Annotated in this window: 31 protein-coding genes; 15 read left to right on the top strand and 16 right to left on the bottom strand. The window is 69.3% G+C overall.

All coding sequences use genetic code 11. The features are described from left to right. Window positions 1-622: 622 nt before the first annotated feature. From IG02_RS0133375 to IG02_RS42360, 7 genes are all read right to left on the bottom strand, one after another. Complete coding sequence (locus IG02_RS0133375; protein ID WP_030756667.1) at window positions 623-1,666, bottom strand: polyketide synthase; 1,044 nt, start codon at window positions 1,664-1,666, stop codon at window positions 623-625. 251 nt (window positions 1,667-1,917) lie between these two features. Further along, entirely contained in the window at window positions 1,918-2,763 is an 846-nt protein-coding gene (locus tag IG02_RS0133370) for a helix-turn-helix transcriptional regulator (protein WP_051766077.1), read from the bottom strand. Between the two features lie 404 nt (window positions 2,764-3,167). Further along, on the bottom strand, window positions 3,168-3,377 hold the full coding sequence (locus IG02_RS0133365; RefSeq protein ID WP_030756661.1) for a hypothetical protein: 210 nt from the start codon (window positions 3,375-3,377) through the stop codon (window positions 3,168-3,170). An 8-nt stretch (window positions 3,378-3,385) separates the two neighbouring features. Continuing rightward, window positions 3,386-3,802 carry a hypothetical protein gene (locus IG02_RS0133360; RefSeq protein WP_051766075.1) on the bottom strand — a complete coding sequence of 139 codons (417 nt, stop codon included), beginning with the start codon at window positions 3,800-3,802 and terminating at the stop codon, window positions 3,386-3,388. Then, complete coding sequence (locus IG02_RS37250; protein ID WP_037805018.1) at window positions 3,799-4,017, bottom strand: hypothetical protein; 219 nt, start codon at window positions 4,015-4,017, stop codon at window positions 3,799-3,801. Before IG02_RS37250 ends, IG02_RS0133360 begins: the two co-directional genes overlap by 4 nt. Beyond that, entirely contained in the window at window positions 4,014-4,349 is a 336-nt protein-coding gene (locus tag IG02_RS0133350; RefSeq protein ID WP_030756655.1) for a hypothetical protein, read from the bottom strand. The genes IG02_RS37250 and IG02_RS0133350 overlap by 4 nt, the downstream gene beginning before the upstream one ends. Before the next feature lie 73 nt (window positions 4,350-4,422). Further along, window positions 4,423-4,662, bottom strand: a complete 240-nt coding sequence (locus IG02_RS42360) for a hypothetical protein (RefSeq protein ID WP_037805017.1) — start codon at window positions 4,660-4,662, stop codon at window positions 4,423-4,425. A 232-nt stretch (window positions 4,663-4,894) separates the two neighbouring features. Between IG02_RS42360 and IG02_RS0133340 the strand changes: the two genes are divergently transcribed. Next, window positions 4,895-5,656 (top strand): hypothetical protein, encoded by a 762-nt coding sequence (locus tag IG02_RS0133340; protein WP_158712429.1) that lies wholly within the window; start codon window positions 4,895-4,897, stop codon window positions 5,654-5,656. Window positions 5,657-5,664: 8 nt separating this feature from the next. Here IG02_RS0133340 and IG02_RS0133335 read toward each other — a convergent pair whose 3' ends face one another. The 5 genes from IG02_RS0133335 to IG02_RS0133315 form a co-directional block, all read right to left on the bottom strand. Continuing rightward, window positions 5,665-5,955, bottom strand: coding sequence for a hypothetical protein (locus IG02_RS0133335; RefSeq protein WP_158712428.1), 291 nt, complete (start codon window positions 5,953-5,955; stop codon window positions 5,665-5,667). A gap of 13 nt (window positions 5,956-5,968) precedes the next feature. Next, the gene (locus IG02_RS0133330; RefSeq protein WP_030756647.1) at window positions 5,969-6,220 is read right to left on the bottom strand and encodes a hypothetical protein; all 252 of its coding nucleotides are present in this window, start codon (window positions 6,218-6,220) and stop codon (window positions 5,969-5,971) included. Next, window positions 6,217-6,525 carry a hypothetical protein gene (locus IG02_RS0133325; RefSeq protein ID WP_030756646.1) on the bottom strand — a complete coding sequence of 103 codons (309 nt, stop codon included), beginning with the start codon at window positions 6,523-6,525 and terminating at the stop codon, window positions 6,217-6,219. Before IG02_RS0133325 ends, IG02_RS0133330 begins: the two co-directional genes overlap by 4 nt. Window positions 6,526-6,617: 92 nt before the next feature. Then, window positions 6,618-7,253: a DUF6292 family protein gene (locus tag IG02_RS0133320; RefSeq protein WP_030756644.1), complete on the bottom strand. Its 636-nt coding sequence runs from the start codon at window positions 7,251-7,253 to the stop codon at window positions 6,618-6,620. A gap of 241 nt (window positions 7,254-7,494) precedes the next feature. Beyond that, window positions 7,495-9,072, bottom strand: coding sequence for a hypothetical protein (locus IG02_RS0133315; protein WP_030756642.1), 1,578 nt, complete (start codon window positions 9,070-9,072; stop codon window positions 7,495-7,497). Between the two features lie 523 nt (window positions 9,073-9,595). Between IG02_RS0133315 and IG02_RS0133310 the strand changes: the two genes are divergently transcribed. Further along, a complete protein-coding gene (locus tag IG02_RS0133310; RefSeq protein WP_158712427.1) occupies window positions 9,596-9,904 on the top strand; it encodes a hypothetical protein in 309 nt (102 codons plus the stop codon). Window positions 9,905-10,035: 131 nt separating this feature from the next. On the opposite strand, the gene IG02_RS0133305 is transcribed toward IG02_RS0133310, so the two are convergent. From IG02_RS0133305 to IG02_RS0133290, 4 genes are all read right to left on the bottom strand, one after another. Then, window positions 10,036-10,293, bottom strand: a complete 258-nt coding sequence (locus IG02_RS0133305) for a hypothetical protein (RefSeq protein WP_030756627.1) — start codon at window positions 10,291-10,293, stop codon at window positions 10,036-10,038. A 186-nt stretch (window positions 10,294-10,479) separates the two neighbouring features. Continuing rightward, on the bottom strand, window positions 10,480-12,042 hold the full coding sequence (locus tag IG02_RS0133300) for a hypothetical protein (protein WP_030756624.1): 1,563 nt from the start codon (window positions 12,040-12,042) through the stop codon (window positions 10,480-10,482). A 223-nt stretch (window positions 12,043-12,265) separates the two neighbouring features. Beyond that, on the bottom strand, window positions 12,266-12,541 hold the full coding sequence (locus IG02_RS0133295; protein WP_030756621.1) for a hypothetical protein: 276 nt from the start codon (window positions 12,539-12,541) through the stop codon (window positions 12,266-12,268). 187 nt (window positions 12,542-12,728) lie between these two features. Beyond that, window positions 12,729-13,490 carry a GntR family transcriptional regulator gene (locus IG02_RS0133290; protein ID WP_051766073.1) on the bottom strand — a complete coding sequence of 254 codons (762 nt, stop codon included), beginning with the start codon at window positions 13,488-13,490 and terminating at the stop codon, window positions 12,729-12,731. Between the two features lie 250 nt (window positions 13,491-13,740). Here IG02_RS0133290 and IG02_RS0133285 point away from each other — a divergent pair, with 250 nt between their 5' ends. The 13 genes from IG02_RS0133285 to IG02_RS0133230 all read left to right on the top strand — a co-directional run bounded on the left by IG02_RS0133285 (window position 13,741) and on the right by IG02_RS0133230 (window position 21,213). Then, complete coding sequence (locus IG02_RS0133285; RefSeq protein WP_063756881.1) at window positions 13,741-14,025, top strand: hypothetical protein; 285 nt, start codon at window positions 13,741-13,743, stop codon at window positions 14,023-14,025. Further along, window positions 14,025-14,177 (top strand): hypothetical protein, encoded by a 153-nt coding sequence (locus IG02_RS41895; protein ID WP_158712426.1) that lies wholly within the window; start codon window positions 14,025-14,027, stop codon window positions 14,175-14,177. Before IG02_RS0133285 ends, IG02_RS41895 begins: the two co-directional genes overlap by 1 nt. Further along, window positions 14,177-14,614, top strand: a complete 438-nt coding sequence (locus IG02_RS0133275; RefSeq protein WP_030756614.1) for a hypothetical protein — start codon at window positions 14,177-14,179, stop codon at window positions 14,612-14,614. Before IG02_RS41895 ends, IG02_RS0133275 begins: the two co-directional genes overlap by 1 nt. Beyond that, entirely contained in the window at window positions 14,614-15,012 is a 399-nt protein-coding gene (locus IG02_RS0133270) for a hypothetical protein (protein WP_030756612.1), read from the top strand. The genes IG02_RS0133275 and IG02_RS0133270 overlap by 1 nt, the downstream gene beginning before the upstream one ends. A 4-nt stretch (window positions 15,013-15,016) precedes the next feature. Continuing rightward, the gene (locus IG02_RS41890) at window positions 15,017-15,169 is read left to right on the top strand and encodes a hypothetical protein (protein ID WP_158712425.1); all 153 of its coding nucleotides are present in this window, start codon (window positions 15,017-15,019) and stop codon (window positions 15,167-15,169) included. Between the two features lie 194 nt (window positions 15,170-15,363). Beyond that, window positions 15,364-15,522 carry a hypothetical protein gene (locus IG02_RS41885; RefSeq protein ID WP_158712424.1) on the top strand — a complete coding sequence of 53 codons (159 nt, stop codon included), beginning with the start codon at window positions 15,364-15,366 and terminating at the stop codon, window positions 15,520-15,522. Beyond that, window positions 15,522-15,671 carry an RNase adapter RapZ gene (locus IG02_RS44025; RefSeq protein WP_107055766.1) on the top strand — a complete coding sequence of 50 codons (150 nt, stop codon included), beginning with the start codon at window positions 15,522-15,524 and terminating at the stop codon, window positions 15,669-15,671. The genes IG02_RS41885 and IG02_RS44025 overlap by 1 nt, the downstream gene beginning before the upstream one ends. 16 nt (window positions 15,672-15,687) lie before the next feature. After that, window positions 15,688-15,900, top strand: coding sequence for a hypothetical protein (locus IG02_RS0133255; protein WP_030756608.1), 213 nt, complete (start codon window positions 15,688-15,690; stop codon window positions 15,898-15,900). 120 nt (window positions 15,901-16,020) lie between these two features. Continuing rightward, on the top strand, window positions 16,021-17,649 hold the full coding sequence (locus IG02_RS0133250) for a hypothetical protein (RefSeq protein WP_030756605.1): 1,629 nt from the start codon (window positions 16,021-16,023) through the stop codon (window positions 17,647-17,649). Between the two features lie 60 nt (window positions 17,650-17,709). Then, window positions 17,710-18,234 carry a DUF6197 family protein gene (locus IG02_RS0133245; protein ID WP_234315003.1) on the top strand — a complete coding sequence of 175 codons (525 nt, stop codon included), beginning with the start codon at window positions 17,710-17,712 and terminating at the stop codon, window positions 18,232-18,234. A 3-nt stretch (window positions 18,235-18,237) separates the two neighbouring features. After that, entirely contained in the window at window positions 18,238-18,846 is a 609-nt protein-coding gene (locus IG02_RS0133240; protein WP_030756597.1) for a hypothetical protein, read from the top strand. 121 nt (window positions 18,847-18,967) lie between these two features. Next, the gene (locus IG02_RS42355) at window positions 18,968-20,809 is read left to right on the top strand and encodes a hypothetical protein (protein WP_030756593.1); all 1,842 of its coding nucleotides are present in this window, start codon (window positions 18,968-18,970) and stop codon (window positions 20,807-20,809) included. A gap of 20 nt (window positions 20,810-20,829) precedes the next feature. Then, window positions 20,830-21,213, top strand: coding sequence for a hypothetical protein (locus IG02_RS0133230; RefSeq protein ID WP_030756592.1), 384 nt, complete (start codon window positions 20,830-20,832; stop codon window positions 21,211-21,213). The last annotated feature ends 7 nt before the right edge of the window (window positions 21,214-21,220 follow it).

Below are 21,220 nucleotides of genomic sequence, written 5' to 3'. Positions count from 1 at the left end.
TCAACCTCGAGACCACCGTCCTCAAAGCCCTCGGCTCCTACGGCGGGGACGACTACGACATCGAGGCGATCAACATCGCCTACCACCACGCCATCAACGCCGCCCTGCCCGACGGGGTCTCCCTCGCCGGTGACGAGTTCATCGGACCGGCCTACGCCGCCGACCACGACTTCGACGGCTACCCCACCGACGACGACGGCAACCTGGACATCGGGACGATCGTCGAAGGGGTCGAACTGTGGCCGATCATCGAACAGCACGAGCTGTGGACGCTGGAGCAGATCGGCGTGGACGTTCTGAAGTCGAAGGCCAAGGACCCCGCGAAGGCCGCGTCAAGGACCATCTTCCGGCTGGGGCTGAAGCCGGCCGGGTACCGGCCGCATCCCGACTCGGGCCGCCCGCAGGCGTACTTCAAGGCCCGCAAAGTCGAAGCCGCCCTGGCCGCCCGCTCGGGGAAGGGTGCCCGTACCGACCTGCGCACCATGATCCTCGTGTCCGCCACGGTCGGCGACATCGTCCCCGGTCACGAGCGGACGGCGCGAGACAGCGGGCACTGGGCGGGAGCATGGTCCGGGTCATGGGCGGATCCTCACACGGCGCACCGGCCGGCAGGAACCCCCCGTCACGCCTGCCAGGTGCCGCGGATCGCGGACACGGTGAAGCCGGGGCCGAACGCGGCCAGAACGCCGGTCGTGCCGTGCGCGGGCGGTGTGGTGTGGGTGCGGGCGAGGACGTCCAGGACCGCGGGGCCGCCGAGGTTGCCGCACTCGGTGAGGGAGTCGTACGAGTGCTGGGCGTCGTGGTCGTCGAGGCCGAGGGCGTGGGCGACGTCGCGGATGATGGACGGCCCGCCGGGGTGGATGACGGCCCAGTCGATGATGTGGTTGTGGCCGAGCCAGTTGAGGACGGCGGGCATGGACTGGCCCGCGGCGGCGGGGGCTTGGCGGGTGGAGTCGAAGTGGAGGCCGGTCTGGTCGAGGCGGCCTTCGTACCGGTCGAGGCTGCCGGGGAGCCAGTACTCGAAGGTGTCGTCGATCCGGATCCCGGGCTCGAGGAGCTCGGCGGTGACGATGGCTGCGGCGGCGGAGTCCGCGAACAGTGCCTTGTAGATCATGCTGGGGATGCTGGTGTCTGCGTGGTTGTACGACGTCGACAGGGCTTCGGTGGCGACGACGAGGACCCGGGCCGTGGGGTGAGCGGTGACGTGGTCGGCGGCCCTTATGAGGGCGTGGGCGCCGCCGGCGCAGGCGAGGGTGGTCATGGGGAGGCGTCGCACGGTCGGCGGGAGGCCGAGGGCGGCGGTGAGGTGGACGTCGAGATTGGGGACGGACCAGCCGGTGGCGTGGGAGGTGACGACCGCGTCGATGTCGCTCGGGGTGAGGCCGGCGTGGGCGAGGGCCTGGGTGGCGGCTTCGGTGGCCATGGTGAGGCAGTCGTTGAAGGCGGCCCGGGTGCGTTCCTGGACGTCGGCGGTGCCGGTGACGGTGGGGGCGTCGAGGGGCCGGGTGAAGTGGCGTGTGGTGACGCCGCAGTTGGTGATGGCGCGGAGGATGACGGGCAGCCGTGGGTGGGTGGCGTGCCGTGCCCGGATGTCGTCGAGGATCTCGGCTGTGGTGATCTTGTGCGGGGGGAGCACGATCTGGGGTGTGGTGACGTAGGCGGGCATGTGTCCTCCGGCAGGGCTGGGCATGGCTGGTCTGCGTGCGGGGGTGGCCCAAACCGTACGTCCAAATCGTGTGCCGTGTTCCCCTGTAGGGGGAGGAATGCGGATTCGACTGCGGTGCCCTGGCCTGGCGGTGGCCAGGGTGCGCTGTTCCTCTGCTTCCGCTCCGGTTCTCCCGTTCCGGAGCATGCCGGCCGTTGGCCGTGCCTTGAGCGGTCCTGCTGTTCGAGGCGTGGGGGCTCAATGTGCTGGAGTCAGGGGCGTGTGGGGGTGCGCGGGCCTGGCGGGCAGGCCCGGAGTGGGGTCTGCGGCCGGGGACGGCGGGCGCCGGGCTGATACAGGAGGATCATCAGCCGGGAGCCGGTGCTGCCTTCGGGTTGTGCGGAGCACATGGTGACCCAGCCGGGCCCGTGGACGGCGTGGTGGATGGGCCGTTGGTCGCCGTTGGGGTGCACGTAGACGCCCTGCTCGTCGTACAGGCTGCGGGTGACCGGGTCGGCGAGGACGTCGCGTTCGATGGCGCGGAGGGTGTCGTCCTGGCGGGTGGCGAGGGCGACACGGAGCTGGGGCAGGATGAGGGGCGCCCACGCGGTTTTCCAGTCGGTCAGGACGTGCCGGGCCTCGGCAGAGAGCAGCATCCACCGCATGGTGTTGTCGGGGGTACGGCCGCTGGGGAACAAGCCGGCCCACTCGGCGTTGGCGGCGAGGACGTTCCAGGAGGCATCCGTGAGGTAGGCCATTTCGCCGATGGAGTTGACGGCGTGCTGCCAGGCGCCCGCGACGTGGTAGCCAGAGTCCTGGCTGAGGGGGCCGGGCGGGTCTTCGCCGCGGGCGTAGCGGTGGAGGGCGATCCACTCGTGTTCGTTCATGTCGAACAGGACGGCGATGTCGCGGAGGTAGTCGAGGGGCGGGTTCAGGTAGTTCCCGGACTCGAGGCGTTGGTAGGTGTTGATGGCTCGGTCGGTGAGATGGTCGACCTGGTGTTGGGAGAGGCCGGCGGCGCGGCGGCCTTGGCCGGTGGGGCGGGTGAGGCCGTGGGTTTCGGGTTCGATCGCGGATCGGCGTGTGGTGAGGAGCTGACGGAGCGGGTCTTGCTTCACGTTCCCCCCGTGTAGTGGGCATCTATTGCCGTGTGGAGTGTAAATATTCATGCGGTTTTTGGGTGGAAAAACGGCCCGGAGATAACCGGAACGGGTTAGGTCAGGATGTGGGTGCTGGGCCGCTGACCTGCCAGTTCCATCATCAGTGGTCTTGATGTGTACCCCGAGGGGAGATTGTCCCGGCCAGTTCGGAATGCGTGTTTTGAACAACGGTCAGGCAGTCTCCGCCCGGGGAGAACGGTGACGGAACGACGTTACGGGGGCGCGGGCCGCAACACACCATGGTGGGTTTCGCAGCGTGGCCCGCGCCCCCGGACGCCCGTCTCTCGTCACGGCCTCAAGACCGCGGCCGGTGCCGACACTCGCCATCACGCGCGGCCTCGACACCGGCCGCCCGCAGCCCTCTACCGGCCGTCGTCGACGAACTCGTGCGCGTCCCGGTGCGCCCCGCACACAGTGCCGAACAGATCCGCCCGGCATGCCCCGGGGCCCTCGTACGTGTGATGCCCGATCATCCCCATCGGCAGGGCCGTCTGACCGGCGATCCGGGCAGGCGGCTGGTTGAGGAGTGCCTCGAGGGCTTCCAGACGGCGCAGGATCTCCCGCTTCGACACCCGCCGCCTCACGAGCCCACCGACAACGGAATGTCGACCTGCCCTTGTACGGCGGCCACGACCTCGGCGGGAACGGTCCAGAGCCCGAGTTGGCCACGCACCGGGCGTGGCGGGTGCGGAACGGGCCGGACGTTCTCGAGGACCCAGTGCCAGGCGTTGGGGAATCCCCAGGGCGCGCAGCAGACGGGCTTCGCCGCCTGGTGACAGGAGGCGAGGGTGGCGACGGCGACGACCGCTCGGGAATGCCGCGGCCATGCGCGGACCATGTCGGCGGGCAGGACATTCTCGTCTTCCCCGGCGCCGGCGTGGATGAAGACCGTGGTGCCGAGATGCTTCTCCGGGATGGGCGTGGACCGGTTATCGATCCGCTTCGGGCCGTACGCGACAGCGGCGCTCCACGGGTACTTCAGTGTCAGAGCTCTCATGCTCGTTGCCTCCCGGAGTTGAGGAGGTCGGATACGGGCCGGTCCTTCTGAGCTGCCCTCCGGGCGCGTATGCGGGCGAGGATCTGTGCGTCGGTCGGCCGCTCCCAGGCGTGCATGCCCTGGGACGCGACCCACTGGCGGCCGTGGCTCCTGCGGTCGATGCCGCACCAGCGGCAACCGAACGGCGACGGCGGGGTGTGGTGGCGCATGATCACGGTGTGGTCTCCTCGGCGGACAGCGCCCGGACGATGGCGCTCGCGAGGTCTCCGACCCACTCGGCGTACTCGCTGTTCGGGTCGACGTTGTCGAGTCCGTAGTTGTGGAACCGGAAGTCGCGAATGGCCTGTGCGACGATCTCCTGCTGTTCGCTGATGTCCGGCAGGGCCTTCCGCAGCCGCTCAACCTCGACGGCCAGGGTGACCGCGATCTGGTGCAGCGCCTTCTCCGTGCCGTCGTTGCACGAGGCTGTCGACCAGGTCGACGTGCGCTCCTCGTACCGGCGGAGACGGGTCAACGCCACGGCCGGGGTGAGCGAGATGTTCGTCATGACGCTCCTTAAGGGGTGGGGTGGGCCCGCCCCGTTCGACGGGCCCACCTGATGCTGGGGAGGGAGGGAACTCTCAGCTGCCGCTCGCGATCTCGCAGGCGTCGTCGTAGCCCTCCCAGTTGTCCACGCCCGCCGCCTCCAGGGCGCGGAGGAAAGCGGCGTCCTTTTCCAGCTCGGCGACCCGGGCCCGCAGCGTTTCGGTAGCCTCTGCCACGACGGCGTCGACACGCCGCTCGAACTCGGCTTGGTCGGCATCGGACTTGTGAGCCATGTACGCGGACAGGCGGGCACGAGCGGAAGGGATGGTCGTCATGATGCTCCTCAGGAGTTGGGGCAGGGCGAGTTGGGTGACGGGGCGAGTTCAGGGTGTCGCGGATCGGCATCTGCGCTTGCCTTGCTCTCCCAAGGCCGAATGTGGCGCCCGGAAGGTCAACGGAACCAGTATTACACCCTAAGCATTGTGCATGCAATGCTTAGGGTTCTTGTTTGTGGCGACATGCGTACCTCCTGATCCCGGAGAGGCAGTTCTGTGCCAGAGTCCCGGCATGGACAACGAGAACAGCAGAAACCAGCAGCCGAGTTCGGCACAGGACGCATCGGCCGTGGCGGTACCGGGGTTGAACGTCATCGGAGCGCGGATAGCCGCTGCGGTCGGCGAGCAACTGGCCCAGCGGGTGGTCGGGCAGCAGGTGGCTGAGCAGGTGGCCCGGATGCACCGGACCTCCTACATGGGCATGGCCCAGGTCGCTGCGGTGCTCAGACAGAACCAGCCGGTCATGCAGCGAGCGGCCGCGGCGGCATCCGCCGCCTTGGCCTCGGCGGAGTTCCACCAGCAGATTGTGGCCCGGGCGGTAGCAGGGTCCGGCCTGGCGGAGACGCTGGCCCGGGCGACCGCTCAGCTCGACCTGAGCGGCATCGTGGGCGGGGACGCCTACCTGTCCGTGGTGCGGGCACTGGACGAGACGTACAGCCTCGACGACGAGGACCTGGACGAGGGGCTCTCGGCCGTACCGGAAGGGCTTCTCGACGAGCTGGAGGAGCCCGCTCGGGTCTTCGCCGCAACGCAGGGACGCGGGCTGTCGTGGGAGGAACAGCGGCGCCTGTTCTACTGGTTCGTCGCCGCAGTCGTGTTCCTGCTGTCGTTGCAGGCCGTGGTGGAGAACGAGACGCTGAAGGAGCTGGCGGAGGACTCGGCTGTGCCGGCGGCGCTGGCTTCGGCTGCGGGGACTGCGGCGAACCGGTCATGGGATCGTCTCGTGCCGCGCCCTGCTGAGGACGTCGAAGGGGCCGGCCCCGATCCCGAGTAGCTGTCCGGTCAGGCGGGGCGGGTGATCCACCGAAGCCAGACGGCCAGCCCCGCCGTAGCCGCTGTCTGCCGGGTGGGGTGGACGCTGCTCTTGCTGGGGCCGAGGTCCGCGAGCCACCAGCGCCAGCCGTTCCGCCCCGTACGGGAAGCACCCCCGTAGGACGGCGCCACCACGATCAAGGTCTTCCCGTCGGCCACCACATGCCAGCGATGGGTCTCGGACCAGTCCGGTGCCTTCACCAGCTCGGCGGACTCAAGGAGCGTGCGGGCGGCACGGTCCGTCATGCGTTTGGCTGCCACGTCTGCCTCGCCTTCAGTGCGGACCGGCGTAGGCGATGGTGAGGACGGTCAGGGTCTGCGTGTCTGTACCGATGAGGATGACGGCGGTGACGTGCCCGCGGGCGACGGTGCGGATGATGCCGTCGTCCTGCCCGTACGGCTCGGAGTGTGCGAGCGGGTCTTCCTGCGTGTCGACGAGGCATACGGCGAGGTCACGGCGGGCGGCGTCGGGGAGCTGCTTGTAGGTGTCGAAGACGTCGGCGGGGAACGCGAGGCGGTAGGTCACGCGGCGCCCTGGCCGCGCCGCCGAGCAGCAGCGTCGTGGAGGATGTCGCTGGTCCGGTCGGTGACACCGGCGCCTGGGGCCGTCAGGTGCGACGGGAGGAGGTGGCCGACCTTGGCGGCGGTGCGGGCGGCTTCGATGCCGGGCGCCTCGTTCTCAAGCTGTTCGACGACCCTTGTCCACCGGTCGAGGGCGGCCGGCAGGGCCTCGATGGGGGTGAGGTTGACGTCGTGGAGGAGCTGCTGCCGGAGAGCAGAGTGCGGGAGGGCGTGATGGAGTCGGTCCACCGTCCACGCTTCGTGCCCCATCCCGGGCCCCCTCTCCTCTGCTACTGCGCTTCCTACTGCCAGGGTAGCGCCAGAGAGCTGACGGCGAGCCCGGTTCAGCCGCGAGCGGCACGTCAGGCGTCCGCGGTCCATGCTGCGACCGCTGCCTCTACCGAGCGGGAGTCCCATGTCCGCCATGAGCCGTCGGTGATGGGGCCGGTCGACAGGTAGCCGCGTAGCGCGTTCGCTGCGGAGCAGGCGACCTGTTGGGGGCTGGAGTAGGTCAAGACGGCCTCGGGGTCGAGTTCGTGAACGTTCCGCCCGCCGCCGCTCTCGATGAGGTGCCAGCCGCGGTTCTGGTCCCAGCCCAGGTGCACGCCGTGCTGCCAGGTGTCGGGCGAGATGTTGGAGGGGGCGAACGTGATCCAGCCCTCGAGGAGTTCGCCATCCTGGGTGCTGGTGCCGCCGTCGATGACGGTGATGTCGTAGGCGGCGAAGGCTTCAGCGACCGCGCTGATGTACGGGTCGTGGGGGAGTTGATCTGTCATGGTCGGTCCTTCGTAGTCCAGCGGATTGGCCTGCTCCTGGCGGAGGTAGTCGACCGCCTCGCGGTACGTGGTGATGTCCACGTACTCCGCCAGGTACTCGACCAGGAGACGCCGCTCGTCGATGTCGGGGTGGTCCAGGAGCGCGATGGCGCAGGCGTGCTTGATGCCCAGCTCGTCTTTGAGGTCGGTCAAGGCCTTCTTGCGCGCGTGGTCCTTCGGCATCTCAAGCTCTCGTTTCTGCGGCTCGCGTGATCCCCAGACTCACCGGCCGTCAAGAGCGAGACCAGTGGAGGCAATGCGGTGGAAGGGCGGCTCGGCGCGGGGCACCTTCGGTTGAACGCGTCCGGTCTGGGGCCGAACGTACCGGGCCACGAGCCGGGCCCACGGTCAGCGACCGCAGACCTGACTGTACTGCACGACACTGACGGAGAGGGGAACTGCCGTGACCGGGCACAGGCCCGTGTCAGCTCTCCTGGGCGCGGAATCCGTCGACGCCGGCCGCCACCGGGTCCGGCGCGGGGGAGACGTACTCGGCCACCGCCCGGCGGCACCAGGCGGTGACGCCGGGGGCGCGGTCCGCTTCGATCTCGGAGTCGAGCTGTTGGTTGGCGATGCGCTCTGCGTCGGCGGGAAGCAGGTGGCGGTCCATGAGGTCGGCCAGGGCGTGCCGGACCGCCGTACGCTCCGGACCTTCGGGAAGGGCCCGGCGGGCGGTATGCAGGGCCCGGGAGATGGCGGCCTGCCCCACGGCCAGGACGTGGCGGTACTTCTCGCCTCCCTCGGCGAGCCGGGCGATTGCCTGCTCCTGAGTGAGGCCGCCGCGATCAGCGAGCGCGTCCACCAGGGCGTCCTCGTGAGCGCGGCGCATGGCGTCGATCAGCTTCGTGCGCTCCTGGTAGGTGGGCTCCGGAAACCGGCGCGTCAGCTCGCGGCCCTCCTGGGTCCAGTCGTGCAGGTCCCGGTCCGGATGGCGCGGCCCCCACGACTCCGCCCACTCGTACGGGCCGCCGGCTCCGATGCCGAGCACGGCCGCGATGTTCGAGGACTGCCAGTCGGTCCACACCAGGGTGCGCCAGCCGGTGCCGGTCCACACGATCAGCGACGAGTTCGGCGGCTGCTTCGCCCCCTGGTACCAAGCGGGCTCGGGGATCTCGGACCGGTCCGGGGAGGCCGGGCGCGGGCCTGCGGCGAGGGTGCCGCGCTGCTCGCCCAGGGCGGGCGGCCGGGGACGGGCCGGAGCGTCCGGGGCCGGGAGGTACGTGTCCCTGGCGACGGAGACGATCCCGTTGTCCGAGCCGTGCTCGATGACGTCGGCGCGGGCATGGTCGCCACGGTGTGCGGTGTACGCGCGGGCGATCAGGCGTGCGTCGTCCCGGCTCGTACACCAGCCGACGGTGCTCCAGGCCGAGGTGCCGCCGCCGTAGTCCTCGCCCAGCACCTTGCCCTCGTGCCCGAGGTCGACCCAGACCGCGACCTGCCAGCGCAGCCCCGGCGCCGGTGAGAACTCCTGCGGCGGGTCCACGATCCGGCCGGGCCTTTCCACGGGCCAGCCGGTGTGCTCCCAGATCCACTGGCCTTCGTGGAGCCGGGCCCACTCAGGCATCGCCACCACGGTCACGGTGCCGTCGGCCGCGCGGACCGGCACCGGCACCCGGGGCCCGCGGCTGGTCGAGGTGTAGCCGGAGCGGTTCGGCCCGTACTGCGTCTCGCGCAGCACGTAGCCATCGACGGCGGCCTCCACCGACGCCCACCGCGTCCACTGTGGGGTGACGCCTTTCTCCTCGGCCCGCATCCGGGCCTCCACGACCTCCGGGTCCGGCTCGGCCATGCGCACGGCCAACGGCTGCCCCTCGGCCGCGAGCGCCCGCAGGCCGTCCACGACCATCCGGTCGCCCTCATCCAGCGCGTCGGTGTCGAAGATGTCGAGGTGAGGGGGGAGCGGATGAGCGCCCGTCTCGTGTCGGAGGGCGGTGGTGTACTTGGCGCCGGCGCGAGCGGCGGTGCGGGCTCGCTTCGCTGCGGTCGGCTGCTTCTTCGGCATGACGTCTCCCAGCCGGACAGACCCACGCTCCTCCGGCCATACGTCAGGGGCCACAGAAGGAGAACGAACAGCGCGCTCAAGGCGAGTGGTGAGCTACGCGGGCCCCTGGAGACCTTGGCCGCCCCCTTGCGGGGCTGCCCGCGGCGTGGGCGCGGGCTGAGCGGCGACCGGCGGTACGCGGCTAGCCGGTTGGTGCATGACCACGGTAGCGGGCGGCACCGGCAGAGCGCCGAATCTCGAGCGGACCAAACCGTTTCCGAACTTCCCTTCGGCGTGTCGGGAGCGGGCGGCGGGGCACCTCTGGCACTTCTTCCTGACCGGGGTTCCGTAAGTGCCTGTTTCCGAAACCCACCTGCCCAATACCGGCCCGCCCCACAGTCGTTGACCGAACATGAGTCGAAAGAAGCGCCCGCAGACACGCATAGGGAAGCGGCTCCGGTGCACCCGGTGCGGCTGCTACGCCCCGAGGGACCTCACGTCCAAGGCCGCCTCGACCTGGACAGGCGAGTGGGAGGGGGGACGCTTGGCCCTCATCTTGTGCCCGCAGTGCCAGACCCCGCTGGAGAACGCTGCCGCGGAGGCGAACGACGCCGAGCTGGCCGTCGCCCGTGCTGGTGGCGGCACGTTCCTGCCGGATCCGGTGCTGTGCATCACCGGCACGATGGAGGACCCCGGGACCATCCTGTACGGCCGCGACCACCTCCAGCGCATCCGCTCGGGAGGACAGAACGAGACCATGTGCCTCGTTACCCAGCTCCCGGCCGATACCCGGTGCGTGCCGATCACCGGCGGGGTCATGGTCTATCTGCCCGGCCAGCAGGCCGCCCCGTAACGCGAACGACAGGACACAGAGCGGGGCCGCGCCGCGCATGCCTGAGTAAACGAAAGCCGGCCCGTCACCCTGTGCGGTGACGGGCCGACTTGAGGGGCACTGATCAGTAGGGCGTATCGGCGGGTACTGAGCTACTTCTCCCAGGGGAACTTGAGCTTGGCGCGGGCTTCCTTCTCGGCGGCGCGGGCGTCCTTGATCTCGGCCTGGACTTCGGCGCTGCGGGCCCGGTGCGCGGCGTCCTGCTCCGGGGTGAGGGGGGTGCCGACGGGCCGGTAGGGCTGGGAGTCGAGGGCGTCGTCCAGCCGCTGGCGGGCGGCTCGCCATGTGGAGTGGCCGGCCTCGTAGGCGTCCTGCTCTTCGCGGTTCCGGCCCCATAAGCTGCGTGACATGACTGGTTCCTTTCTTCCGGGTTCAGGTGGTTCGCGGTCGTGTCAGTGATCCCGCTGGTTACGGCGGATCCGGGCCACCCGTCCGTGGAAGGTGTGGTGGCCCGGAGCCATCCCCAGGATGGCACATGAAGCATTGAATGGGCAACGCTTCATGGTGATTCTATTGGGCGGCGTGCCACCGTGAGGTCAGAACGGCGCGGCGCTGCTGTACGCGGCACGCTGCTCAGACGTCCCGTACTGGGCGGCATACATGGCCCGCAGGCGGGCCGTCTCCTCCGCCCCGTCGTCTACCGACTGCTGCTCCTCAGCGGCGAACTCCTCATACGCCGCCGCATCGGCACCGTCCCGGTCAACCGTCCCCGAGAGATCCTCGACGACTACAGCACCGACACCTGCGGCCGCGCGACGCTCGCGACAGTTCCGGCAGACACCATCCGCCGGCGCAGCACCCTTCCCCGACGCGGGACAGGTCGCACAGTCCCACCAACTCGCTGCTGTGGGCCGTTGCGCTGGCACCGAGCCCTCTGAGACGCCAGCAGACACCTCCGCCTCCCGGCGGCGCCTCTCCGCCCGCCGGTCCGCGATCCGCTCCTCACACGCCCGGCACTCCGCCCCCGTGTCGACATTCCGGCCGTTCTCGCAGCGAGGATCCGCACACGCGAACCGGTCTCCACGCCGCAGCGGTCGCACCATCGCCACCGCCGCACCCACCGGACTCAGGATCTCCCCCGCATAGTGCTTGTCCGCCCAGCCATGACGGTCCCACCGGTACACGATCCGCTCACCCAGCTGCTCGACCGTCCGGTCGTCCTCGGCCATCGCCGACAGAACGGCATCCGACACGGCCGGCACGTCCGGCAGACCGGCCAGGAAGTCCGCAGGGAAGAACGCCCGGACGGCCCGCACCTGCTCGAGCTGCGCCCGCGTATGCCGGGCCGCCGCCTTGCTGCTGCTCTTCCCGGGCCCACCGGGCCGCATCTGGTCGTGCTCCTGGTGATCGGGCAGGCTGGTTTTGCTGGACGCGGCGAAGCCGCATTCACGCGCGCACGCGCTACTACCGGTAGAAGAAGTCCTACGGACGTCCACGGGGCTACGCCCCGAAGGGGCATCGCTCTCGTCTTCGTAGTTCGTGTGCGTGGAAGAAGTCTTATTCCTTATATGAGCACCCCCCTGACCGGGGGTCGGTCGACCGAGGGCCCCTGAGGGGGGTGTCGGTCGCGACCCTGAACCGGCGTTCGAGGACACCTCGGAGGGTGCGTTTCCCCAGGTCGGACCGACACCCCCTTTCGGCGGGGTCGGTCGTTCTGAGGCGGATCCTGGAGCGTTTCGAGGGTCCAAGTGCGTCGGCTCCACACGGTGAGACTTCACGTTCCCCTCCGCGTAGATCTCCTCCACCATCGCCGCCACGTCCTCGCGACTGAACGGGATCGAGTCCACCGTGAACGTCGTGTACCAGGACCCGCCGCGCTTCACGACGTCCTTCCCGTCCTCCACAACTGACTCAGACGTGGCCCGCTGAACCTTGAACTTGACGACGTAGGCGTCCTCCACCAGAGATCGCATGGCCTTGGTGAGCGACTTCTCGCCCTCCTCGTACCGGCCGGCCAGGCTCTCCACCGTGACGTCGTCGCCGTCCTTCGCTCGAATCAAGCAGGTCAGCAGCCCCACCCCCAAGACCGACGGGAGACGATCGATAGCGTCGTTGTCGATCGCGGCGAACCGGCGCGGCCGGGACACGCGCTTCCTCATGCGCTCACGTCCGTACGGAGGATCACGCTGCATGCACTTGTCGGAGATCCGCTCGGTGCAGGTACAGTCCTCATCAAGAGTCTGCTTTCAGAAGGTGGGACTCGTTCGATACAGCGGGCCGCGAACCCGCTGTGGTGCTTGGACGGCCGGTGAGCAATCACCGGCCGTTCGTGCGTTCTGATGCAACCAGGCGTTTGGTGCGGTATCGCTCCAGGTGGCGGCCTCATCGGCGGTTGTTCCCCTGGTCTGACTTGCGCCCTCGCCCGCCAGGCCGCGGGCGGTTTTGGAACTGCGCCAAGAAGACGCCTGTCTCCATGGTTCTGGCCCTGCCAGCCATCACATAGGGCATCTGGTTCGGACCGTCTCCGAAGGGCCAGTCCTGCGCGTTGCGCGCGATGTACCGCAGGCCGTCAGCCGTGATGCTGTCGGCGAGACCGAGCCTGACCAGTAGTTCGGCTCCGGTCCTGAAGGTCACAAATGGGGGCAGGTTGAACGCCATCAGACGGTCACCTGCCGGGTGAAACTTCGACTGAACCGAAGTTTGGGTACGCTCATGATGAATCTCCCTAGCGGATGGTTCACGTGGCCGTTTTCTTCGCAGGTGGCGGCCATAAGGGTGGTCGGCTGGTCTGGTACACCGGTCGGCCACCGCCGCGCTCAAGCTGGCTGCTGGAACGCGTCAGAAATCAGGCGTCACCAACCCCTTCCCGTGCTTCCGTCCCGGGAGCCCGAAGCGACGTGGTCCAGCGGAGGATGGTCGAGCCCTCGGCTACTTTCACTGCAACTTCAACGACGCGGCCGTCCTCCAGCGACACGGTACGGACGATCTGGGTCACGACGACCTCCGCAGCGGTCAGCCCCAGCGCATCCTTCTCCGACGCCGTAGCCAGCCGGCTGGTGACCTCCTCAAGCACTTGGTCCTGGGCCACGCCCAGACGTGATGCGGCGAGTTCCCGTGAGGCCCCAGTGGATACCGGCTCTTGCAGCTCGGGGGTCACCGCTATCACGTAGGCGGGGTAGTAGCTGCTGCTCAGGTGAACTGGTACGTCACCCCGACTTACTACTCGGCGCCGCACCTGCACGGGCGTTCCCGGAGCGACGTCGAGCCGGGGAGCGACGAGTGCGTCGGCACCGACGGTGCCCACCTCGAGGATCCGTGACGACTCGCCACGGTCAAGAGCGCTACCTGTAGCGGCATGCAGGGCTACTCGTGTTCCGATGTTGTTGCTGGCCGGTGCGGCCACGACCGTCCCGACACCTGGCTTGGTGAGGGTCAGTCCCTCCATCTTGAGTACCCGGTATGCGCGGTTCACGGTCGTATGCGCAACGCCGAATTGGGCGCTGGCTTCCTTGTAACTCGGGATCGTGTCGCCGGGCCGGAGCGTTCCGTCCTGAATCTGCCGCCGAAAGTGCGCGGCGATCTCCGCGTACCCAGGGGTCTCGGGCATGGCCTGCCTCCTCTCTCTGTTGTGCACTGCTCACTCCGTTGTGTGCAGCGGTTCCCTCTTGAGGTTAGTCCAACGAAACATGTAGCGCTACTACTAGCGCATCGTGCCGCGAGTGGTCTACATTGAAGTGGTCGGGAACGGCGGAAGCCCCAGAACCGCCGAAAGGCCCAGGTGCGCATACACCTAGGCCTCTCAGGGGCCCCGAAGGACCCGGCGAATCGTCCCACCTGCGCATACAGGAGGCTGATCCATGAGGGATCGTACAGAAAAATTCGCCCAGCAGACTGACGAGGCGCTGCGCCGGGTGGTGGCCGAGCAGATCGGGCCGCGTCGGCCCGGTGTCCTCTACGACAACCAGGACGGCATCTTCACCGTCCTCGACGTCATCACCGACCCGTCCGAGGCCCGCCGCATCCTGAAGCGGCGCGCGGCCCAGTTCGCGGTCACCGTCCACGACCACATCACCGGCACCGTGTCCACCATCGGCACCGTCTGGACCGGCAGCGACCGCGTCCTGAAGGCGGTGGCGGCGTGATGGAGATCCTGAGCGCTATCGCGACCGCCGCGATCGTCTACGCGTTCGTCGGCCTGATCGTGGGCCAGCTGAGCCAGACCCGGCGTCGGCTGGACAAGCTGGCCAAGGCCCCCGACACGACCCGCCGTACGGCTTCGCAGGACGGTGCGTGATGGACGCCAACGACCTGCACGCCCTCAGCTACCTCGCTCAGCTTCAGCGCCTGACCCCGGCCGACAGCACGGAGAACGCCGTCCGGATCACGCTCCGCAACGCGGCCGGCGAGTACATCGGCGAGGCGCCGCTCCCCGCCGACGCGGTGAAGTCCCTGACCGACGCGACCGAGGTCATCGCCGACTACCGGCAGGCCAACCCCCTGATCCCGTACACGCTCACCAACGGGACCGAGGGGACTGCCCCGGAACTCGACATCCCCGACGTACCCGTCGACAGCGAACTGGACCCGGAACTGGTCGCCGACCTCGAGGACCACTTCGCCGCGATCGACCCCAACTCGTACCTCAACGACGTGTTCTCCGCCGAACACCCCGAAGCCGCGGCCGCCGCCTACGAGCAGCTCGTCACCGGCGAATGGGACGGCGACCTGTGATGCGCGACCCCATGGGCCCCGTCCACACCCCCGCGAACGCCGTCCCCCCGCTCGACGACGAACTCGCCGGCCTCCTCGACGACACCGCCGGAGTCCACGCCGGAATCGACCTCATCCGGCAGGGCCTGCACCTCCTCGCCCTCGACCGGCTCACCACCGACCAGACCCAAACCGTCCTCCACGTCCTCGCCGACGACGACGGCCTCGACATCCTCACCGGCATCGCACTCCTCGTGCAGCGCCTGACCGACCCGGACACCAACCCGGCACTCCGCAGCCTGCCCCTCGCCCTACAGAAGACCGTCCGCCACCTCGGCGAGCAGCACGGCCACGAAACCAGCTACCTCAACCGCCAGCCCCTCGCCGACGCCATCGGCCTCATCGACCAGGACACCTGACCACATGCCCGACGACAGGAAGCCCCGCCCGAACCCGATCACCAGCACCCCCGCCACGCACGACGCCTGCCAGCGCGACTACCAGTCCGGCAGCGGTGCCCGCCAGGCCGCCGCGAACCAGCAGGCATTGCAGAACGCCAAGAAGCCCCGCCCCTGACCACCCTCCCCGCGCGGTGTCCGGCCGCCGAGCCGACAGACGGCCGGACACCGCCACCCCCACCCGGCGCTGGCCTCGCTACGAGGCGGGGCGAGTGGCTCCGACGCCACGGACTCCCCGAGAACTACGGCGACTGAGCCCCGAGCACGACCAGACCACCCGCCCCGAACAGCCCCGGAAGGAGCACGCACCCCATGGCCACCCAGACCGTCACCGACACCAGCCACTGGCACTGGACCACCGAACAGGGCCGCCAGCACTTCGACCAGGAGCACGCCGACATCCCCGTGGAGGAGTGGCCGGGCGTCGACTTCGACACCTGGACCAACCTCCACCTCAAGGACGCCGCCTGATGCCCGCGGCCACCATCGCCTTCGGCTGCGGCGGAGGTCGGCACAGGAGCGCCGTAGCAGCCAACCAGCTCGCCCGACAGCTTTGCCGCCGCGGCGTCACCGTAACCGTCCACCACCGCGACATCACCAAGCCCGTCCTCACCCGCTGACCAGAAGGAGAACACCGTGCCCAAGAAGGAGAACGCCCGCCGCGCAATGGGCGAGTGGGTCGGCATCGTCGCCGACGACAAGGCCAAGGCCGACCGCCGCGGCGGCGACCCCGTCATGACCCAGGACCTGGCCGACGCCCGCGACCTGGCCAACGCGTTCGACACCCAGCTCGACGGCCCGACCCTGACCGACCGCATCACCGCCCGCGTCCCGGGCCTCCGCCGCTGACCCGGCCCGCCCTGTCGCCACCAGCCGCACCACCGGGCTGGTGACGTCAGAGAGGACCGGACCAACCGGACCACCGAACCTCAGCCCCGCCCAACCACCCGCGAAAGGACACCGATCTCCGTGACCACCGTCCCGGTCGGCCAGCAGCCGTCCAACACCCCCGTCCTCGGGGACTGGCAGCCCCTGCCCACCGCCGGGGCACCCACACCCCCCAGCACCCACCGCACCCCGAAGACCCTCGTCGCCCTGGCCACGCTCACCGTCGCCACCGGCCTGTACGCCGGCGTCGGCGGCCCCCTCCGCCTGCTCACCCTCGACCAGACCGGCCGCCGCATCGCCCTCTGCACCGCCGCGGCCGCCGCCCTCGTCCTCCTGGCCGCCGCCCTCATCAGCGCCACCCGGAACGCGATCACCAAGACCAAGAACTCCGACGCCGAGTCCCCGTCCGCCGGACAGGCCGCCGTCACCATCGGCGCCCTCGTCTGCACCGGCGTCGGCATCAACACCGCCTGGGGCTTCACCCACACCCACCTCAACATCACCGACACCTTCACCCGCATCGCCCTCTGCGGCACCGGCGAAATCGTCCTCATCGCCCTCGGCCTCGCCGCCCGCGACAACCTCAAGCGCGACAACGCACCCGGCATGCCCGGCCTCCTCGTCTGGATCATCACCGGATTCCTCGCCGTCCCCGCCTTCGCCGAAGGCGCCGCCACAGCCGAAGGATTCTGGCAGGGCCTCACCGCCGGCGCCTGGCGCGCCGTGTTCGGCCCCATCGGCGCCGCACTCCTGTGGCACCTCGCCATGGGCCTCGAGATCCGCGCCGCCGACGCCACCGCCCGCAGCATGAGCGTCCTCGCCCGCCTCGGCCGCCGCCTCAGCCAGAAGATCCTCGCCACGTTCGGGGTCGCCGACACCGACACCACGACCACCGAACTCCTCCGTCAGCGCGCCCGCGTCAAGGCCGCCAACCTCACCGACCGGTACGACGCCCTCAGCGACAAGAGGAAGGGCGGATGGCGCGGCCGCTGGATCCGCCGCCAGCTCCGCGCCGCCCTCCGGGCCGCCAACGTCGCCCACGACCCCGCACAGAAGACCGCCCTCCTCGACGACCTAGCCGTCTCAGCCCACGCCCCGACCCTCGCCCGCCTCGACCACAGCAACCCCTGGGGTCTCCCCACCAAGCCCGAAGACACGGAGACCAGTCTCGCGACCCGGCAGATCTCCACCCCGGCGGTCTCTCCGCAGAAGGAGACCAGGGGAACGGTCTCACCTCAGCGAGCAGAGACCCCCCGCACCGGAACCGAGACCAGCCCCGCCCGGCGCGCGGAGACCATCGAGACCACCGAGACCGTGGTCTCCCGAGACCAGGGAGACCGAGGAACCAACACGGAGACCGAGACCGGAGACCGGTCTCCCGGGACCACCAACCCGGCAGAGACCAGCGAGACCGAGACCCGCTCAAAGGTCTCGCGCACAAGTCTCCCCCGAGAGACCACCTCGGTCTCCGCCATCGGAGACCGCGAGACCGAGACCCGCGCACTGGTCTCCCTCATGAGGTCTCGCAACGGCCACATGAAGGTCTCTCTCGACGACGCCATCGAGACCACCGGCCGCCCCAAGTCCACGGCCGCCAAACGGCTGAAGACAGCACGAGACCTGTACCTCGCAGAGACCACCGGAAGCGGAGAGACCGAGACCACGGTCTCCGAGGCGGCGGGAGACCTCAAGACCACCGAGACCGCGTGAGCAGCAAGAGACCGAGACCCCCCGGTGACCGACCGGCGAGACCAAGAAGGAGACCAACACGTGGCCCAGAACCAGATCGTCGAGACCGGGACGCCGTCAGCGTCCCGGATCCTCGGACGCCCCCACCCCGTACGGCCCCAGCCGGTGCGGCCCACGGCCGTAGCCCCTGGCCCGGCCGTGGCGCCGGTCCCCGACATGCCCCCACGCAGCCACCGCCTCCTGCCCCGCTCCCTCCGCACCCTCATGGCCGGCCTCGGCTGGTGGCAGGAACCGGTACCCCGCGTGCCGTCCGCGCACCTCGAGCAGACCATCGCCGTCCTCAACCACTACGGCTGGTGCAAGCTCTCCGACTTCTCACCCACCGGCCGCATGTGCATCCGCGGCGCCCAGAGCCTCCTCGAAGCGACCGGAAACGTCACCCCGGACAGCCGCGACCGGGCCGTCCGCTACATGCAGGACACCCTCGCCGAGCACGGCGTCACCCTGCCGTTCTACGTCTGGAACGACCTCCCCGACCAGCAGTTCTCTAACGTGCGGGCCTTCCTCACCACCGCCGCCCGAAAAGCACACCAGAACGGAGAATGACCAATGTCCCCCTACGACGACGAAGAATTCAACCGAATGGTGTCGCGTGAATTCCCTTCGGAACACACCGAAACCATCGACCCCTACCCGTACGGGGCACCCGCCCAGCCGATAAACCCGGGCCTCACCAAGCGTGGAAAGGCCGCCCTCGCTATCGGCGTCACCGTTCTGGCCGGAGGCGGGCTCATCGGCTGGCAGCACTACACCACCCAGCAGGCCGCCAGCGAAGCGAAGGCGCAGGAAATCGCCCTCAAGCAGCAGGAATTGCGGCTGGAAGAACTGAAGGAAATGAACCGCGTCAACGCGGCCAGCCAGAAAGCCCGGCACGCCGCCGACAACACCCGCCAGCAGCAGATCGACGCCTGTGTGAAAGCCAACAAGCCCCTGGTCAACAGCCAGCCGGGCGTCACCTACCGGAGCGTCGTCGACGACTGCCAGACCCAGTACGGCACCACCGACAGCAGCGACATGCAGGCCGCAGGCTCCACCACCCAGACCGCCGCCAGCGGTGACAGCGGAGGCATCAACAACGGTCTCCTGCTCGGCGGCGCGGTCCTCGCGGCCGGCCTCGTCGTCGCCGCGAAGAAGGCCACCCGCAGTAACCCCGCGTAGTCACTCACCACTCACCTTCCAGCTCGAGAACCCACCCAGGCGCTACCCCCAAGAGCTCCTGAACCGGGATTTCGGGCTGGGCGGTGAGTAGTAAGTGACTACCCACAGTGAAGGAGTGTTGATGGCGACCGACACGGTCCCCGCAGCTGTTCCCGGCCCGGACGACCCGCCAGCCGGCGCGTCCAGCAGCCCGCAGTCCGGGCTGCTGGCCTCCATGCTCGCCCCCGTCGATCCGGCCCGGCCCGCCTTCGACCTGGCCGCCCCCACCGCCAGCGAGGCAACCGCAGGCGGTCCCGCGCCGAGCACCTCCGACGCCTCCAGCGCCGCCTACCACGGCGACAACGAAACAGCCACAAAAGACGGAACGGCCGGGCGGACCATCGAGAAGAAAGGGATTTGGCGGGCGTGGCTGCTGGCCGGTGCGGCCCGATGGGGGAAAGGCGGAGGCGCCCAGAACAAGCGCCTCGACCTGGCCAAAACGAAAGCCCAGGCACGGCAGGTGAAAGAGACCCGGCAAGTCACAGTCAACCGCTCCGGTGGAATCCCTGGAAAGGCGTCAGCCGCGAACGGTCCGGGAGGGAAATCACTGGGCAACAAGAGCACAGGGCCCGGTCCGGTAAAAGACACGCGAAAGTCCAACGGGAGCCCGCAGAAGGGCTCCTCTGGGTATTCCGGTGCCAACGGAGCATCAGGAGCGGGGGGCGGTAGCGGCCGTGGGTCTGGAGGAGGCGGATCCAGCAGCGGAAACAGCAACGGATCTCCGCGTCCAAAGAATCCGAAGAATGGCGGCGATGGGGGCTCCCCGAAGCTGTCCAAGGGGCACGACGGCAAGGCCGGGGCGAGCGGCCCGTCCAGCGGCGGTTCAGGGGGCGGGAAGAACGGTGCCGCAGGCCCGGCCGGTGCCGCCGGCAAGGACGGCTCCGGGACGGGCGGCAAGGGATCCGGTTCCGGCTCGACCGCGGATGGCAAGAGCAGCAACGGGCCCCTCTCGAAGGGCGGCACCGGCGAGGGTGGGAAGCCGTCTGACGGCCCGTCCGGCAAGGCCCCCGGCGCGAAGGGCGGCCCGGGGGCAGACGGTACGCCCGGCAAGGCCGGCGCCGCAGGCCCTGGAGGGAAGAGCACGGGCCCGTCCGGCAGCAGCAAGGACAGCGAGACCGGCAAGACGGACCCGACCGGGAAAACCCCGCCGCCCGGAGAGCACGCGGAGAAGGGGAAGCCGTTCTCCACCCGCGAGTCCCGCGAGGCCGGATACCGCGACGGGACACGCGCCGCCCGGGCGGTCGCCCACGTCAAGGCATACAAGGACGGCGTCAAGGACGGCTGGGGCGACACCAGCGAGGCCGCCGACCGGGACAAAGACCGCCTCGACAAGGCACACGCATCGCGCAAGGCCGACCTCCAGGGCATCACCCAGGGCCAGGCGGTCCAGATCGAAGACGACGACGAACCGATGGAGGACCCGTTCATGTCGCAGGCGACGCCGATCCAGGCGCAGGGCATCGACGCAAAGAAGATCACCCTGGGGGAGGGCTTCCTGAAGCCGTCCGTGACCCGGGGAGAGCTTCGCCGCTTCAAAGACTACGAAGGCCGACTGGAGGCTCGCATCGACGGCCTGTCCAGGATCGCCGATGCGACCAAGATCCTGGCCGCCGAAGCACGCGAGCAGGCCGGCGACTGCCAGAAGCTCGCAGAGGAAGCCAAGGGAGTCAAGGGCGGAGAGAAAGTCGTCGGTCAACTCCAGAAGCTGGCCGACCTGGCGAAGGCCCAGGCCGACGAGGCGAACGAAGTCCACAAACGCGCCGGCAAGGCCCACGACTTCGCGAAGGCCGTCCTGTCCAACGTCCAGACCCGCTACGCCCCCCTGTACCAGGCCGTCGTCGACTCCGACGAGACGAAGACGGCCGAACTGAAGTTCTACGCCGACCGAGGCGTCACCCCCTCCGACACCGCGCTCGCGGCCTGACCCGAAGGAACCCGATCACCATGAGCAGCGACCTGACGTACAAGGCCCTCCAAGCGAAGGTGGCCAAGCTGGAGAGGAAGGTCTCCCGGAACGCCGACGACGTCAAGGCGGCAGCGAAAGTCATCGACGCAGAGGCCACAGAGACCAGCAGGGAGTCCGATCAGATGGCCGCGAAGTCCGTCGACAGGGACTCGGTGGCCGACTCCCACGAACTGTCCAAGGTCATCAAGGGGTTGTCCGACGGGATCCTGACCTACGCCGCCAAGGCCCAGGACACCGCCAAGCAGGCCACAGCAGCGGGCGACCAGGCCAGGTCCACCCACGGCGGCTTCCAGGAAGCCTTCGACCGGTCCAGCGTCGACGGCCTGGAGAACGTCTCCCGCGACTGGTTCGAGCAGGCATAGCCCCCGG

The sequence above is a fragment of the Streptomyces sp. NRRL F-5135 genome (genome assembly GCF_000719775.1).
In the GTDB taxonomy this organism is placed as follows: Bacteria; Actinomycetota; Actinomycetes; order Streptomycetales; family Streptomycetaceae; genus Streptomyces; species Streptomyces hebeiensis.
Note: the sequence above shows the minus strand (reverse complement) of the source record. Positions and strands in the feature narration are given on the sequence as shown.